This window comes from Tahibacter sp., from assembly GCF_032229445.1.
In the GTDB taxonomy this organism is placed as follows: domain Bacteria; phylum Pseudomonadota; class Gammaproteobacteria; order Xanthomonadales; family Rhodanobacteraceae; genus Tahibacter.
The window spans coordinates 18600-32793 of the sequence record NZ_JAVTWC010000060.1 but is presented as its reverse complement, the minus strand read 5'-3'; the positions used below and the strand labels follow the sequence as shown (position 1 = coordinate 32793).

The window sequence follows — 14194 nt, the reverse complement described above, 5'->3', positions numbered from 1 at the left end:
CTGATCGCGGGCACGGCCATGCTTTTCTTTCCGTACAAGCTCGACGCCGATCTCTATCGCGTGCCATTCCTGACCGTGCTCGTCTGCCTGGCCTGCGTGTTGGTGTTCGTCCAGCAGCGTTCTGCCGATTCGGACTATGGTCAGCGCATCGTCCAGCATTGCCGCAGCGGCATCGATCCGAACCTGCAGGCGATACTCGCCCAGGTCAGCGTCGACGGCGAACGCGGCGGCTGCGTGACGACGCTGCTCGCGCTGCGCGACGCCAGCGACCGCGAGTCGATGATCGCGGCCCTCGCCGTGCAGCCGCGCGATCTCGTGTTTTACCCCGACCGCGCCAAGGACCTGGAGTACAAGACGGCCAAGCTGACCCAGGCAGTCAGCGATTTCGATCTCGCGGTGCCGCCGCCGCTGACCGGCGAGCTGGCCTACGATCCATCGCGATTCGACGTAGTGCGCATGATGACATCGACGTTCGCGCATGCGAGCTGGAGCCATCTGATCGGCAACCTGATCTTCTTTTTCATCTTTGCGTCGTTCGTCGAAAGCGCGATCGGCTACGTCTATTACGCCGTCGCGTTCGTCGTCATCGCTGTCGCCGCGAGCCTGGCCTACAGCTACAGTGTCGGCGCGAGCAGCGAAGCGTTACCCAGCGTCGGCCTGTCTGGCGTCGTCATGGGCATGCTGGCATTGATCACGGTGCTCATGCCGCGCGCCCGCGTACGCTGCTTCTTCTGGTTCCTGCTGTTCGTGCGCCGCTTCCGGATTCCGCTGCTGCTGCTCGCTGCGTGGTACGTCGGCTGGGATATCTACAGCCACTATTTCGGTGACCGCGCATCGAACACGAACTATGTCGCACATATCGGCGGCGCAGCCGCGGGCTTCGTCATCGGCCTGCTGTTCCGGTTGATCCATCGCGACCGCATGCGCGAACTGGCCGCTGAAATGCCGCATTGATCACGCTGCGGGCTAGCGATCCACCTGGCGCAACTCATCGGGCAGCAGCGCATACACCGATGCCGTGACCCCCTCGCCGTGATGTTGCACGCGATGACGCGCATCGCATTCGCGGCGCGCGCCCAGTGCAAGAGCGACACGATGGCTGGCGTGGTTGTCGAGCAGCACGATGATTTCGATACGGCACAGCGCGAGTTCGCTAAAGCCGAACTCCGCCGCGACAGCCGCCGCGCGGCGCGCGACGCCGCGACCGGTGTGCGCGCTGGACACCCAGTAACCCAATGCCCCCCGCCGGTTCGGCAGATCCAGGTGATTGATGCCGGTGCCACCGATGACATCGCCACTGCGCGCGTCGAATACGCCGAAGGGAAACTGGCTGCGTTCGCGCCAGCTGCGTAGCGAAAAATCCACCCAGGCCAGCGCATCGGCCGGCGCATAGCCGTCGGAGCACCAGGGCAGCCAGTGCGTCAGCTCGCTGCGCGAGGCATCGACCGCGCGATACAGGCTTTCCGCGTCAGCCGCCCGCCAGGGCCGGACGATCAGTCCGCCGGTCGTTTTCTGCATGTAATCTCGCCGGCCGTCGATTCAATGATGCGCGTGGTCGTCCGCGGATGCGGCGGTGTCACGCACGACGAACTCGGCCTCGGCTGAAGATCCGCCCTCGATTTCAAACCGGATTACGGCCTTCGCACCCGGGTCCAGCTCGCGGACCGGACGCATCAGCATGAGGTGCTTGCCGCCGGGTTCCAACGTGACGCTTTCGCCGGCTGCCAGCGGAATCCGCGCGAGCTCGCGCATGCGCGCCATGCCGTTCTCGATCGTCGTCGCGTGAATACTGACGTCGCCGAAGGCCTCGCTCATCGCGCCGCGAACGACGAGCGGCGCATCGCCGGTATTGCGCAGGATCGCATAGCCCGCGCGCATCGCCGCGCCCGGTGGAGCCGTACGTATCCACGCATCCTCGACGACCAGTTGTCCTGCAGCCTGTGCCGTACCCGCGATCGAGGCCACCACAACCCATCCCGCAAGCCATCGGCCCGCGCACGACCCGCTAACGCGCCACATGCTCCGCTCCCTTCCATCCGCCGTCATGTGGCTATGATAATTGCCACCCGTCACGTTTTGCGCGGCCGGCGGCTGCGACGCGGCGTCGCAGCCTTGGCCGACCCGGCGCGCCCATCCTGGAGATCCCCATGCTCGACCTGATCCGTCACGACGACATTCTTGAACTGCGCCTGGCGCGGCCACCGGTCAACGCGCTCGATGCCGGCCTGATCCGTGCCCTGCGCGATGCGATCGAGGCCGCGCCGAGCGAAGGCGCACGCGGCATCATTCTGTCGGGCCGCAGCGGCATGTTCTCTGGCGGGCTCGACGTACCCTCGCTGCTGCAGCTGGACCGGGCCGGTATGGCCGAGGTCTGGCGCGACCTGTTCGGCACCTGCGCCGCGCTCGCGCGTTCGACCATTCCCACAGTCGCCGCAATCACCGGCCACAGCCCGGCAGGCGGCGCGGTGCTGTCGATCTTCTGCGACTACCGCGTCATGGCGCGTGGCGCCTACCGCATCGGCTTGAACGAGGTGCAGGTCGGCCTGGTCGTGCCCGAACCGATCCAGCGCGGTCTGCGCCGCCTGGTCGGCAGTTACCGTGCCGAGCGCCTGATGGTCGCCGGCGCGATGCTCGACTCCGAACAGGCGCTTGCCGCGGGCTTCGTCGACGAACTCGTCGATGTCGACCACGTCGTCGCCCGAGCGCAGATCTGGCTCGGCGAACTGCTGGCCCTGCCGCCGCGTGCCATGGGCGAGACGCGGCGCTTCGCCCGCGCCGATCTCGCCGACGCCTTTGGTGACATCGCAACGCTCAACGTCGACGAATTCGTCGACGGCTGGTTCGGCGAGGAATCGCAGCGGGTGCTGCAAGGACTGGTGGCGAAGCTCAAGTCCAAAGCCTGATCGCGGGCATTGCAGAAGAGTGAAATAAGGCACATGCGGACATTGAAAACCCCGCGCAATCGGCGGGGTTTTCAATCAAGCTCACGTCGCGTCGGCAACCCTGCGGCGCCAGCGAAGCCCGCGCCCTATGTTGCGCCGCGTGCAACCGGACGCGAGGCGTCGGAAATCCAGCCGCTCCACGACGGCGCGAAGATGCGCGAACCTTCCAGGCCGGCGTGCTCCATCGCGAGCAGGTTGTGGCAGGCGGTCACGCCGGAACCGCAGGAATGGATCACCTGCTCCGGCTCGTAGCCCACGATCACGGCCCGGAATTCGTCGCGCAATTCGTCGGCGTGCTTGAAGACCCCGCCGGCCGCGAGGTTGTCACTGAACGGTCGGTTGCGCGCACCGGGAATGTGCCCGGCAACCGGGTCCAGCGGCTCCACCTCGCCGCGAAAACGCGCTGCTGCACGCGCGTCGAGCAGCAGTACGCTCGCATCATGCAGGCCGGCAACGAGTTCGTCGGCATAGACGATCTGGTCCGCCGCGAACGCCAGTTCGATCGTGCCGCCGGCCTGCGCCGGGACTTCATTGCTCAGCGGCAGACACGCGGAGGACCACGCGGCGAAACCGCCGTCGAGCACGGCCGCGCGGCGATGACCGATCAGCCGCAGCATCCACCACAGTCGCGCTGCGGTCGAGCCCGTCGCATCGTCGTAGACGACAACCTGCTGGTCCGGCCGCCAGCCCCAGCGCCGCAGTGCCGCGGCGAACCGCTCGATGTCCGGCAGCGGATGACGGCCTAGCCCCTGTTTGGACAGGTCCGAAAGATCATGGTCCAGGCTCGCGTAGTGCGCATTCGGCAGATGCGACGCGCGCCAGGCATTCTCCCCTTTGCGCGTGTCGGCCAGGTCGAAGCGGCAGTCTATGACCACGAGTTCCGGAGAACCGCAGAACTCGGCCAGTTCCTGCGGCGATATCAGTGTCGTGAAATTCATGGCAAAGCCTCCATCCGGCGCAGCAGATTCACCAGCATCGCGGCAGTCGCACCCCAGATGCGGCGACCGTCGTAGTCATATTCGTAGATTTCGCGCCGGCGTCCGCGCCAGTCGATCTCGCTACGGCGCAGATTGGCCACATCCAGCAGGAACGGCAGCGGCACCTCGAACACTTCGGCCACTTCGCGCGGATCCGGCGCGAGCACATAGTCGGACGCGACCTCAGCCACGACCGGCGTCACGCCGAAACCGCTGATGGTCTCGAAGCAGTCGAGGAAGCCCAGCGGCCGCACCAGGCTGCGCGCGATGCCGGTTTCCTCTTCGGTCTCGCGTAGCGCCGCGGCGATCGCGTCGGTGTCGTCGCGTTCGATGCGCCCGCCCGGAAAACTCACCTGCCCTGCATGCGTGCGCATGCCTTCGTTGCGTCGCGTGAAAAGCAGGGAACTCATCGCGCCGCGGCGTACGAGCGGCACTAGCACCGCAGCCGGCGTACGCACCGTGTCGCCGAGCAGATCGGCGAGTTCGGCATGGTTCCAGCCAGGCAGCGACGGCGGATCGTCGAGCCGGCGCAGGGAGGAAAGCAGCGTTGCGCCGGCAGTGGCGCAGTCGCTCATGAGCGCTGCCGCTCCCGTTGCGGCAGCACGTCGAACATCAGGTGACGGCGTTCCGCGTCGCTGAGTCCACGCCACGCGGCGATCTCTGCACCGGTGCGATGGCAGCCTTCGCAATAGCCACGCGCATCGAGTGCGCACACACCGATGCAGGGCGTCAGGATCACGGCAGGAGGGTTAACTGAGAACATCGTCGTAGGAATGTGGCGATTACGTTGCTAGATTACAACAACCCTGAACTGCGGAACGGTTGAGCATGCTCGCACTTGCCACCCGGGTCGTCAGTGATTACGGCAAGGTGCTCGCCCACGTCTCCCCGGGCGTGTACGGTCTGCCCCAATCGCTGCTGCCCTATCCGAAAGACCGCATCCGCGCCGCGCTGCGTTTCCTGCTGCACGAAGTGGCACCCGACCATCCGGAACTGCGTGAAGGACTCGCTCGCGGCTATGTATACCTTGCGCAGTTTGTCGACGACGGCGACGCCGATACGATCGCCCGCGGAGCCGCTGTCGCGAGCGGCATCGGCACCGATCAGGGCGACGCCGAGCCAGCCATGCGCCTGATCAACCGCATCAAGGCCGAGATGGAGATCGCGCTCGAGGAACTCGCGGGAACCCGCGAAGAATCCAGGGCCTAGAAACCCTGCCCTGTCCTTCCCGATTCCCAACGAAAAAGCCGCGCATTCGCGCGGCTTTTTCGTTTACTGCTTGATGTCGACCAGCTTGATCTCGAACACCAGCGCTTCGTTCGGGCCGATACGCGGCGGCTGGCCGCGCTCGCCGTAGGCGAGTTCCGGCGGAACGAACAGCTGCCAGTGATCGCCGACGCGCATCAACGGCAACGCTTCCTGCCAGCCCTTGATCACGTCCTTGACCTTGAACTGCACCGGCTCGCCGCGAGCGAAGGAGCTGTCGAATTCGAGGCCCGAGGCCAACGAGCCCCGGTAGTGCACGGTCACGTCGCTGTTGAGGTTTGCGCGGGCGCCGGTACCTTCTTCGATGACGCGGTACTGCAGGCCCGACTGCGTCGCGACGACGTTCTTCTTGGCCTTGTTCTCGGCCATGAACTTCTGGCTCTTGGCCTTGTTTTCCGACGATATCTTGTCGAACTCGGCCTTGGCCTCGGTCATCATCTTCTGCTGCATCTTGCCGAGCACGTCGCGCATCTGTTCCTGCGAGACGGCCGGGTTCTTCTTGCTGTAGCCATCCTGCATCGCGCGGATGATGGTGTTGATGTCCACATCCATCTTGCGCTCGACGAAATCGTTGCCGATCTGGTAGCCGATGGAGTAGCTCAGTTTGCCTTTCTCACTTGTGGTGTCCTGTGCAACGACGGCACCGGTCACGAGCAGCGCCGCTGCGGCGACAGACCAACGCAAATTCATGCTTACCTCCAATGGAAATCCTGCCGGAATCGGCCGGCCCAGGGCGCGGCGGCCGTAAAAAATAGCTCGTCATGATAGCGGAGCGTCAGGCCAGCGGCTACCGCAGCGAATGCGGTCGGCGACGGCAATTCCGGGCCGCGAAGCCCGCGGCAGACTGCCGCCGCGGAGCTGAACAGCACCCGCATGCGGCTGCTACCATGGTTTCTTTTGCGCAGAGCCGCCCATGGACTACCAGAACCTGCTCGTCAGCGATCGCGGCGCCGTCCGCAGCATCACGATCAATCGCTCGGACAAGCTCAACGCATTGAATCTGCTGACCTTGCAGGAGCTGGATGCGGCTTTCCGCGGCGCCCGCGAGGATGCAACGGTACGCGTGATCGTACTCGCCGGCGCGGGCGAGAAAGCCTTCGTCGCCGGAGCCGACATCGCCGAACTCGCCACCTTGAGTCCGGTCCAGGCGCAGGCCTTTTCGCGCGCCGGACAGGTCCTCATGCGCGGCATCGAACGAACGACCAAGCCGGTAATCGCCCGCATCCAGGGCTTCGCGCTGGGCGGCGGCATGGAGTTGGCCATGAGCTGCCACCTGCGCATCGCCAGCGAAAAGGCAAAGCTCGGCCAGCCGGAAATCAATCTCGGCGTGATACCTGGCTTCGGCGGCACCCAGCGCCTGACCCGCCTGGCCGGACGCAGCGCCGCGCTCGAGCTGTGCCTGCTGGGAATGACCATAGACGCCGCGCGCGGCCAGGCGCTTGGCGTGCTCAACCGCGTCGTTCCGGCCGACCAGCTCGACGACACGATTGCCGCCGTCGCCGACCAGCTCGCCGCTGCCGCACCCATCGCCCTGGCCGGTATCCTCGACGCGGTAACCCTCGGAGCGGACTGCGCGATGGATCCGGCGCTCGAATTCGAGACCCAGGCCTTTGCCCTGTGCTGCTCCACCGCCGACATGCGCGAGGGCACGCAGGCCTTCCTGGAGAAGCGCAAGGCGGCGTTCACCGGCAAGTGACGCGCCGCGCCCGGACCACGAGTCCGGGCGCATCTGGCACGGCGTGAATATTTCACGCGGATTACAGCCACGGCGCGCGCAAACCCCGTGTTGGCGCCAATCCGGTCGCAGTTCCCGCCGGCCCAGGGCCGCGCTGTAACACAGTTGAAACAAAACTCCCACGCGACTGCAACACAGCGCGCGTAAAAAGCGCGGCGATACCTGCAGCTCAGCCGCTCTCAAGGAGTTCACTGTGTTCAAGACTTTCACGACGCGCCTCGCGCTCGCCAGCCTCATCGCAGCGGGTGCCACCTCCGCCCAGGCCGCCGACATCACCGGCGCCGGCGCCACCTTCGTCTACCCGGTCATGTCCAAATGGTCGGCCGACTACAGCACGGCCACCGGCAACAAGATCAACTACCAGTCGATCGGTTCGGGCGGCGGCATCGCCCAGATCAAGGCCGGCACGGTGGACTTCGGGTCGTCCGACAAGCCGCTGGAAAGCAAGGAACTCAGCGAAGCCGGCCTCGGCCAGTTTCCCTCGGTGATCGGCGGCGTCGTGCCGGTGATCAACATCAAGGGCATCGAGCCCGGCAAGATCCAGTTCACCGGTCCGCTGCTCGCCGAAATCTTCCTCGGCAAGATCACCAAGTGGAACGATCCGCAGATCGTCGCCGTGAATGCCGGCGTCGCGCTGCCGGACGCGCTGATCACCGTGGTGCATCGCTCCGACGGTTCCGGCACCACGTTCAACTGGGTCAACTACCTGTCGAAGGTTTCGCCGGAATGGAAGACCAAGATCGGTGAAGGCACCTCGGTACAGTGGCCGGTCGGCGTCGGCGGCAAGGGCAACGAAGGCGTCGCTGCCTACGTGAAGCAGATCCCGGGCTCGATCGGCTACGTCGAACTCGCCTACGCGCTGCAGAACAAGATGACCCACGCCGCCGTGCAGAATGCCGCCGGCAAGTTCGTGCAGCCGAGCCGCGAGAGCTTCCAGGCCGCTGCCGCCAGCGCCGACTGGAAGAACTCGAAAGACTTCTTCCTGATCATCACCAACGCGCCGGGCGAAGGTTCGTGGCCGATCGCCGCCACCAACTTCATCCTGATGTACAAGCAGCCCAAGGACGCCGCGCGCAGCAAGAACACGCTGGCGTTCTTCAAGTGGGCGCTGGAAAACGGCAAGGCGCAGGCCGAAGCACTGGACTTCGTGCCGCTGCCCGATGAGCTGGTCAAACAGATCGAAGCCTACTGGGCTGCCGAGATCAAAGCCTGAGTGCGACCTGCCGCGGGGCGGAACGCGCAAGCGTTTCGCCCCGTCCGTGTTTCTCAACGCCAGCCCCGTGACTGACGCATGAGCATCGACCAAGCCTTGCCCGACCACGCGCTGAACGCGCGGCTGGGAAACGTCGCAAATCGCGCCGAATCGGATCGCCGCGCCGATCGCACCTTCCGCTATCTCGTCACCGGTGCCGGCCTGTTCGTGCTGCTCGCCCTGACCGGAGCGGCCGTCTCCATGCTCTGGGGCGGCCGCCTCGCTTTTTCCACGTTTGGAATCGACTTCCTGACCACCACCGACTGGGACGCCGTCGGCAAGAAGTTCGGTGCGCTCGTGCCGATCTACGGCACGCTCGTCACGGCCCTGATCGCGATGATCATCGCGGTGCCGGTCAGCTTCGGTATCGCCCTGTTCCTGACCGAGGTCGCGCCGCCGTGGCTGCGCACGCCGGTCGCCTCGGCGATCGAACTGCTCGCCGGCATTCCGTCGATCATCTACGGCATGTGGGGCCTGTTCGTGTTTGTGCCGGTCATGTCGACAACGGTGATTCCATTCCTCACCGAGTACCTCGGCCCGCTGCCGATCTTCGGCCCGCTGTTCCAGGGTCCTCCGCTGGGCATCGGCATGCTGACTGCCGGCATCGTTCTCGCGATCATGGTGATCCCGTTCATCTCCTCGGTCATGCGCGAAGTGTTCCTGACGGTGCCGACGCGGCTGAAGGAGTCGGCCTACGCGCTCGGCTCGACGACCTGGGAAGTGTCCTGGAACGTGGTGCTGCCGTATACGCGTTCGGCCGTGATCGGCGGCGTCTTCCTCGGCCTGGGCCGTGCGCTCGGCGAAACGATGGCGGTGACCTTCGTGCTCGGCAACGCGCATCACCTCACGGCTTCGCTGCTGATGCCCGGCAACTCGATCGCCGCGACCATCGCCAACGAATTCTCCGAAGCCGACAGCGACATCTACCTGTCGTCACTGATCGCCCTGGGCTTCCTGCTCTTCATCGTGACCTTCATCGTGCTCGCGATCGCGAAACTGATGCTGATGCGCCTGAACCGCAACGAGGGCAACAAATGAGCGCGATGGCGGAAAAGCTCTACCGGCGTCGCCGGATCAAGAACGGCCTTGCCCTGGTGATGGCCAGCGCCGCGACGGTGTTCGGCCTGTTCTGGCTGGTCTGGATCCTCTGGACCACGCTGATCAACGGCGTCGCCGCGCTCAAGCCCGAGCTGTTCTACGAAATGACGCCGCCGCCCGGCTCCGACGGCGGTCTTGCGAACGCGTTCTTCGGCTCGATGCTCATGAGCCTGCTCGCGATCCTCATGGGCACACCGGTCGGTATCCTGGCCGGCACTTTCCTCGCGGAATACGCGCGCCGCTCGGTGCTCGGCGAAGTGATCCGCTTCGTCAACGACATCCTGCTGTCGGCGCCGTCCATCGTGCTCGGTCTGTTCGTCTACACCCTCATCGTCAAGCCTATGGGCCATTTCTCCGGCTTCGCCGGCGCGGTCACGCTCGCGCTGATCGTGCTCCCCGTGGTCGTGCGTACCACCGACGAGATGCTCAAGCTCGTGCCGAGCCAGATGCGCGAAGCGGCGCTGTCGCTCGGCATTCCACAGTGGAAAGTCACGGTGCAGGTGCTGTACCGCTCGGCGCTGCCGGGCATCGTTACGGGCGTGCTGCTGGCACTCGCGCGCATCAGCGGCGAAACCGCCCCGCTGCTGTTCACCGCGCTCAACAATCAATTCTGGAGCGCGGACATGAGCGGCCCGATGGCCAGCGTGCCAGTCGTGGTCTTCCAGTACGCCATGAGCCCGTACGACTCCTGGCATTCGCTGGCCTGGGCCGGCGCGTTCATGGTCACCGTCTTCGTTCTTTGCACCAGCCTCATCGCCCGCGCCATCATCGCCCGCCGGAGGGTCGCCAATGACTAATCTCAATCTGGCCGTTGCCGCCTCATTGAACGTGACCACGCCCAGCGAGCAGGCCACGTCCACCATCAAGATCACGGCGCGCAACCTGAACTTCTACTACGACCGCTTCCATGCGCTGAAGGACATCCGCATGGATATCCCCGAGAAGCGCGTGACCGCGATCATCGGACCGTCCGGCTGCGGCAAGTCCACGCTGCTGCGCATCTTCAACCGCATCTATTCCATCTATCCCAAACTGGAAGCACGCGGCGAAGTGATGCTCGACGGCGAGAACATCCTCGACCCACGCTATCCGCTGAACCGGTTGCGCTCGAAAGTCGGCATGGTGTTCCAGAAGCCGGTGCCGTTCCCGATGTCGATCTACGACAACATCGCCTACGGCATCAAGCACTACGAAAAGCTCAACCGCGCCGACATGGACATGCGGGTCGAACAGGCGCTGCGCCAGGCGGCGATCTGGGACGAAGCCAAGGACAAGCTCAAGGGCAGCGCGCTGGGTCTTTCCGGCGGCCAGCAGCAGCGCCTGTGCATCGCCCGCGCGATCGCGCTCAAACCCGAAGTGATCCTGTTCGACGAACCCACCTCGGCGCTGGATCCCATCGCGACGGGTAAGATCGAACAGCTGCTGGAAGAGCTGAAAAAGGATTTCACGATCGCGATCGTGACGCACAACATGCAGCAGGCCGCGCGCTGCTCGGACTTCACCGCATTCATGTACCTCGGCGAACTGATCGAATTCGGCGAGACCGAGACCATGTTCACGCGCCCGAGCAAGCAACAGACCGAAGACTACATCACCGGCCGCTTCGGCTGACCTGTGCGGCTGAGCCCGCGCCCACGCACGCACGGAACGAACCCATGAGCGAAACCTCTTCCACCCACGAACACATCATCAAGAGCTACGACGCGGAACTCACGCGTCTGCTCGACGAAATCACGCGCATGGGCCATCTCGCCGGCGAGCAGCTGGCAATGGCCGCCGCCGCGGTCGAGGAACGCAACAGCGAACTCGCCGCGCGCGTGGTCGAAGGCGACAACGCAATCGACGCGCTGGAGCACGACGTCAGCCATGACGTGCTGCGCCTGCTCGCGCTGCGCCAGCCGATCGCACGCGACCTGCGCGACGTGCTCGCTGCACTGCGCATCGCCGCCGACATCGAACGCATCGGCGACTACGCCGCGAACATGGCCAAGCGCGCGATAGCGCTGAACCAGACCGCGCCGATGCGCCCGGCGGCGAGCCTGCCGCATCTGGCCGAGGTCGCCGGCGGCATGCTGCGCGACGTGCTCGACGCCTACCGCCGCAGCGACGCGGCGGCGGCGCACGAAGTGTGGAAGCGCGACGTGCAGCTGGACATGCTGTACACGGCGATGTTCCGCGAACTGCTCACCTACATGATGGAAGACCCGCGCAACATCACGCCGTGCACGCATCTGCTGTTCATGGCGAAGAACATCGAGCGCATCGGCGACCACGCCACCAACATCGCCGAAAACGTCTACTTCCTCGTACACGCCAAGCCGCTGATCGAGGAACGGCGCAAGGCCGACCACACCAGCCTGGTCGTGAACTGATCGGACTCTCGCGGTCTGGGCGGATGCCATTCAACGCATCCCTTCCGGACCGGCAAACCGCCGCGCTTGCGGCAACCGCACGAGCAGCACCATCCCCACCCAACCCTCACTTGCTGAAGTCGGACGGGTGCGGATGGTGCTTCTGTGCGAGCAGCAGTTTCCCGCCAGCAGCTTCCCGCCAAACGCATTCCCTCATGATGCGCCCCGCCTGCGCATTCATGAATTTTTTCGCACCTGCGAAGTTTTTCCGCGGAACTGCGCTTTGCAATTCTGACAGCGGCAATTGAGCAGCGTCAGCGCCGCAGTTACCTGCCCTTACGTCACGCAACCGGTTGACCGGATGCAGCGCCCGACGTAATGTCTATTTCTCTACTACTAGACATGTGAACCAACATCATGGCCAATCCGCTCACTCTTCTCATGCCGGTCATTCCGGGCACCAGCCTCCAGACCATCGCCGAGACCCTTGCCCAGTACCAGCCGGAGCTCGACAGCGCCCTGGCCTCGATCGGCACCGTTCACTACGCGCGCACCCTGTTGCTCGACGCCTCGACCGCGAACCTGCAGCCCGGCGCGGAGACGAACGCGAAGTACATCATCGCGGTCATCACCGAGTACGACGGCGACTTCTCCGCCTATATCCAGGATTTCGTCTCGCAGGTCGGCAAGGTGTTCGATGCGCTGCTGCAGTTCGTCGTCGGTGGCGCGGCGGTGATCCCGGTCGCCGACCACGTGGCCGGCTTCGAGGCGTTCATCACCCTCAACGACGCCTCGCAGCACCAGCCGAACACGGGCCTGTACCAGGCGTATCCGAATACCACCGTGCAGCAGATTCTCGCGGCCTTCCCGCCGGCCTGAGCCACCCGCACCACGCACGCGTACCGGCGGCGGCGCACCTGCGCAGCCGCCGCCCCGATTCCTATAGCCAGCGGCCTGCCCGGCAGCGCCAGCGCGTGGAGACACCGCATGACCGATCCCGCCATCGACTACGGCGACGTGCAGGGCACGTTGCTGCGCGGCTACCGCGTCGACTACGCGCGCCATTTCATTCTGAGCATCGCCGACGTTGCGGCGACGCGACGCTTCATCACCGATCTCGTCGAGGGCAACAACGGTCTGCCGAAGATCACGACGGCGCAGCGCAGCGGCCTGAAGATGCACGCGACGCGCTTTCTCAATATCAGCTTCACCAACACCGGACTTGCGGCACTCGGCATCGCCGCGAGCGATCTCAAGACCTTCGACAGCGCCTTCCAGCGCGGCGCGACGAGCACCACGACCGCCAACTCGATCGGCGACACCGGCGACAGCGCACCGACGAACTGGATCGGCGGCATGAACGACGGCAGCCAGGTACATGTCGTGCTGAGCCTGTGGATCGATGCCGATCCGGCCGAACTCGAGGCGCTCTCGGCGCAGCTCCGCGCCGCATTCGCCGGCGCCCTGACCGAACTGTCTGCGCAGGACGCGCAGGCGCTGCCCGACAACCAAGTGCATTTCGGCTATCGCGACAACATCGCCCAGCCGACCGTGATCGGCGCACCGCCAAGCAAGCGCGCGGTGCCGGACGACCAGCCCGCCGTCAAGACCGGGGAGTTCCTGCTCGGCTACGGCAACGAGTCCGGTGGAACTTACAGGGTCACGCCAACGCAGCTGTCGACCAACAGCAGCTATGCCGCGTTCCGCCTGCTCGAGCAGGATGTCGCCGGTTTCGACGCCTTCCTGGCCGAATATGCGTCCAAGGCCGGTATCGACGTCGAAACGCTCGCGGCGAAAGTGTGCGGCCGCTGGCGCAACGGCAATCCACTGGAACTCGCACCCGACGCGCCGGGCACCGTGCTGCCCAAGACGCAACTGAACGATTTCAACTATGTCGACACGGCCGTGCCGGCACGGGACGACACGCTCGGCCTCACCTGCCCGATCGGATCGCATATCCGTCGCAACAACCCGCGCAACGGTGCCATCGTCGGCACCGACAGCACGCATCACCGCATCGTGCGCCGCGCCATGCCCTACGGCCCGGCCTACGATCCGGCCAATCCCGACGACACGCCGCGGGGACTCGTCGGGTTCTTCATCAACGCGAGCCTGACCAACCAGTTCGAATTCCTGACCTCGCAGTGGAACAACCTGTCGACCTTCGTCAAATCCGCAACGCAGCCCGGCAATCCCGACGCCGGCAACGCGGTGTTCAACATCAGCGGCCAGGACGTGTTCCTCGGCGTCAACGACCCGTCGAGCAGTTCCTTCACCCTGGCCAAGCCCGGCGCAAACGGCAAGAACAACACGACGCTCAAAGGCTTCAGCCGCATGGTCATCACACGCGGCAGCATTTACTGCTTTTTTCCGAGCATCACCGGCTTGCGCTATCTGGCGAGCCTGACGTAGCGGGTCTGATGTGGAAGGCGACCGCCCCCGCTCGCCGACCCGCAGCACACACCCGCCGACGGCAGCGCCACGGCGTGCAACACCGGACCGTGACCGTCGCCGCACGGTCATGGCAGCTTTGCGCAGATGCGGCGTATGTCCCGCTCAGGCACACCGCTTCC

15 protein-coding genes and 1 pseudogene are annotated in these 14194 nt (G+C 65.1%); 11 read left to right on the top strand and 5 right to left on the bottom strand.

All coding sequences use genetic code 11. The features are described 5' to 3' along the window. The first annotated feature begins 18 nt into the window (after nt 1-18). Nucleotides 19-954 (top strand): rhomboid family intramembrane serine protease, encoded by a 936-nt coding sequence (locus tag RUU78_RS11880; protein WP_313916841.1) that lies wholly within the window; start codon nt 19-21, stop codon nt 952-954. Nucleotides 955-966: 12 nt separating this feature from the next. Here the strand turns inward: RUU78_RS11880 and RUU78_RS11875 are convergent, their stop codons facing one another. Then, the gene (locus RUU78_RS11875) at nt 967-1518 is read right to left on the bottom strand and encodes a GNAT family protein (RefSeq protein WP_313916839.1); all 552 of its coding nucleotides are present in this window, start codon (nt 1516-1518) and stop codon (nt 967-969) included. Nucleotides 1519-1539: 21 nt separating this feature from the next. Continuing rightward, a complete protein-coding gene (locus RUU78_RS11870; protein ID WP_313916837.1) occupies nt 1540-1965 on the bottom strand; it encodes a copper chaperone PCu(A)C in 426 nt (141 codons plus the stop codon). A 182-nt stretch (nt 1966-2147) separates the two neighbouring features. Here RUU78_RS11870 and RUU78_RS11865 point away from each other — a divergent pair, with 182 nt between their 5' ends. After that, nucleotides 2148-2903: an enoyl-CoA hydratase/isomerase family protein gene (locus RUU78_RS11865; protein ID WP_313916835.1), complete on the top strand. Its 756-nt coding sequence runs from the start codon at nt 2148-2150 to the stop codon at nt 2901-2903. A 125-nt stretch (nt 2904-3028) separates the two neighbouring features. On the opposite strand, the gene RUU78_RS11860 is transcribed toward RUU78_RS11865, so the two are convergent. Both RUU78_RS11860 and RUU78_RS11855 read right to left on the bottom strand, forming a co-directional pair. Further along, nucleotides 3029-3880 (bottom strand): sulfurtransferase, encoded by an 852-nt coding sequence (locus tag RUU78_RS11860; RefSeq protein ID WP_313916833.1) that lies wholly within the window; start codon nt 3878-3880, stop codon nt 3029-3031. Beyond that, nucleotides 3877-4682 (bottom strand): annotated as a pseudogene (locus RUU78_RS11855) (CoA pyrophosphatase). Before RUU78_RS11855 ends, RUU78_RS11860 begins: the two are co-directional and overlap by 4 nt. 65 nt (nt 4683-4747) lie before the next feature. On the opposite strand from RUU78_RS11855, the gene RUU78_RS11850 reads away from it, so the two are divergent. Then, nucleotides 4748-5128, top strand: a complete 381-nt coding sequence (locus tag RUU78_RS11850; protein ID WP_313916831.1) for a hypothetical protein — start codon at nt 4748-4750, stop codon at nt 5126-5128. Between the two features lie 63 nt (nt 5129-5191). On the opposite strand, the gene RUU78_RS11845 is transcribed toward RUU78_RS11850, so the two are convergent. Beyond that, entirely contained in the window at nt 5192-5875 is a 684-nt protein-coding gene (locus RUU78_RS11845; RefSeq protein ID WP_313916829.1) for an FKBP-type peptidyl-prolyl cis-trans isomerase, read from the bottom strand. A gap of 223 nt (nt 5876-6098) precedes the next feature. On the opposite strand from RUU78_RS11845, the gene RUU78_RS11840 reads away from it, so the two are divergent. From RUU78_RS11840 to RUU78_RS11805, 8 genes are all read left to right on the top strand, one after another. Then, a complete protein-coding gene (locus RUU78_RS11840) occupies nt 6099-6881 on the top strand; it encodes an enoyl-CoA hydratase-related protein (protein ID WP_313916827.1) in 783 nt (260 codons plus the stop codon). Nucleotides 6882-7113: 232 nt separating this feature from the next. Beyond that, nucleotides 7114-8133 carry a phosphate ABC transporter substrate-binding protein PstS gene (gene pstS, locus RUU78_RS11835; protein WP_313916825.1) on the top strand — a complete coding sequence of 340 codons (1020 nt, stop codon included), beginning with the start codon at nt 7114-7116 and terminating at the stop codon, nt 8131-8133. A gap of 78 nt (nt 8134-8211) precedes the next feature. Further along, the gene (gene pstC, locus RUU78_RS11830) at nt 8212-9210 is read left to right on the top strand and encodes a phosphate ABC transporter permease subunit PstC (RefSeq protein WP_313916824.1); all 999 of its coding nucleotides are present in this window, start codon (nt 8212-8214) and stop codon (nt 9208-9210) included. Further along, nucleotides 9207-10067: a phosphate ABC transporter permease PstA gene (pstA, locus tag RUU78_RS11825; RefSeq protein ID WP_313916822.1), complete on the top strand. Its 861-nt coding sequence runs from the start codon at nt 9207-9209 to the stop codon at nt 10065-10067. Before pstC ends, pstA begins: the two co-directional genes overlap by 4 nt. Further along, nucleotides 10060-10881 carry a phosphate ABC transporter ATP-binding protein PstB gene (pstB, locus tag RUU78_RS11820; RefSeq protein ID WP_313916820.1) on the top strand — a complete coding sequence of 274 codons (822 nt, stop codon included), beginning with the start codon at nt 10060-10062 and terminating at the stop codon, nt 10879-10881. The genes pstA and pstB overlap by 8 nt, the downstream gene beginning before the upstream one ends. A gap of 44 nt (nt 10882-10925) precedes the next feature. Then, nucleotides 10926-11642: a phosphate signaling complex protein PhoU gene (phoU, locus tag RUU78_RS11815; protein WP_313916818.1), complete on the top strand. Its 717-nt coding sequence runs from the start codon at nt 10926-10928 to the stop codon at nt 11640-11642. A 396-nt stretch (nt 11643-12038) separates the two neighbouring features. Further along, nucleotides 12039-12500 carry a hypothetical protein gene (locus RUU78_RS11810; protein ID WP_313916817.1) on the top strand — a complete coding sequence of 154 codons (462 nt, stop codon included), beginning with the start codon at nt 12039-12041 and terminating at the stop codon, nt 12498-12500. A gap of 108 nt (nt 12501-12608) precedes the next feature. Then, the gene (locus RUU78_RS11805) at nt 12609-14033 is read left to right on the top strand and encodes a hypothetical protein (protein WP_313916815.1); all 1425 of its coding nucleotides are present in this window, start codon (nt 12609-12611) and stop codon (nt 14031-14033) included. The last annotated feature ends 161 nt before the right edge of the window (nt 14034-14194 follow it).